Origin of the sequence: Azoarcus taiwanensis, assembly GCF_012910885.1 — a bacterium.
GTDB lineage: Bacteria > Pseudomonadota > Gammaproteobacteria > Burkholderiales > Rhodocyclaceae > Azoarcus_F > Azoarcus_F taiwanensis.
The window spans coordinates 1-1,122 of the sequence record NZ_WTVM01000269.1; the positions used below are offsets into that span (position 1 = coordinate 1).

Sequence of the window (1,122 nt, forward strand, 5' to 3'; positions counted from 1 at the left end):
CCAATGTCGGTGTTCAGGGCTCGCGATCCGCCGCCGCCATTCCGCTGCTCGCGCCCCTTCTTGCGTGGGGTCGGGAGGGCGTGGCGCAACGGCTCGACCGTCTCATGCAGATGGCCGACACGCTGGCGGACGCCATCGAGCACTGTGATCGCCTCGCCTTGTGGGGCAGGCCTCAGACAGCGATCAACGTGTTCCGCCCCGTGCACTCATCGACCCCTGAGTTCGTGCAGGCGCTGCCGCCGGGCATGGTGTCGACATGCGTGCTGGATGGACAGACCTGGGTACGCTCAGTCGCCGCGAATCCGTCGGTGGATATGGACCTCGTGGTGGAGCGCCTGCTGGCGGCCAGCGGTGAGATTGGCTAGTCGGTCAATGCAAAGGCGGGCAAAGCGCACTTCGTGCGCTTGTCGATCAGCGCGACTTGGACTTTGAGAGGTGCAGACAATGAAAGTAATCCGCGCGAGCACATTCACCGCCGAGCGGCCGTGGGGCGCTCTGGATATTGCCAACATGGATGGCATCACCACGCGGCTTCACTGGACGGATCAACCGTACAAGTGGCATGTGAACGACGGCGACGAAGTCTTCGCGGTGCTCGATGGCCGGGTTGAGATGCGTTACCGCGTCGAGGGTGTGGAACACAGCACCGTTCTGGAAACGGGAGACGTGTTCTATGCTTCGGTTGGCACCGAGCATGTCGCGCACCCGATAGGTGAGGCAAGGATTCTGGTGGTTGAACGCGAGGGCAGTGTCTGACCGACGCTGTCACATAATGACCCTGCTTAGGAGACACAGTATGTTCAGTCACGTAATGGTCGGTACGAACGACCTCGAGCGCGCCAAGCGCTTCTATGATGCAGTGCTCGGTGTGCTTGGGGCTGGCCAGGGGGCCGCCAGTGTCTCGGGCTCAGGGCATTCTCGGGTGTTCTACCGGCACGATGGCGGCACCTTTGGCGTGACCGAACCCATTGATGGCGAGCCCGCGACTGTGGCGAACGGCGGCACCATCGGGTTCAAGTGCAACTCGGCCGAGCAGGTTCAGCAGTTCCATGATGTTGCGGTCGCGCATGGCGGCACCTCCATCGAAGACCCGCCGGGGCTTCGTGAGGGCAAGCCGGGTGG

3 protein-coding genes are annotated in these 1,122 nt (G+C 62.9%); all 3 read left to right on the top strand.

Going from position 1 to position 1,122, the window contains the following annotated elements; genetic code table 11:
- Positions 1 to 365: hypothetical protein (locus tag GPA21_RS20235; protein ID WP_211163744.1), on the top strand; the 365-nt coding region annotated here is incomplete at its 5' end.
- Between the two features lie 79 nt (positions 366 to 444).
- Entirely contained in the window at positions 445 to 756 is a 312-nt protein-coding gene (locus GPA21_RS20240) for a cupin domain-containing protein (RefSeq protein WP_168989856.1), read from the top strand.
- Between the two features lie 40 nt (positions 757 to 796).
- On the top strand, positions 797 to 1,122 hold a 326-nt coding region (locus tag GPA21_RS20245; protein WP_168989857.1), incomplete at its 3' end, for a VOC family protein.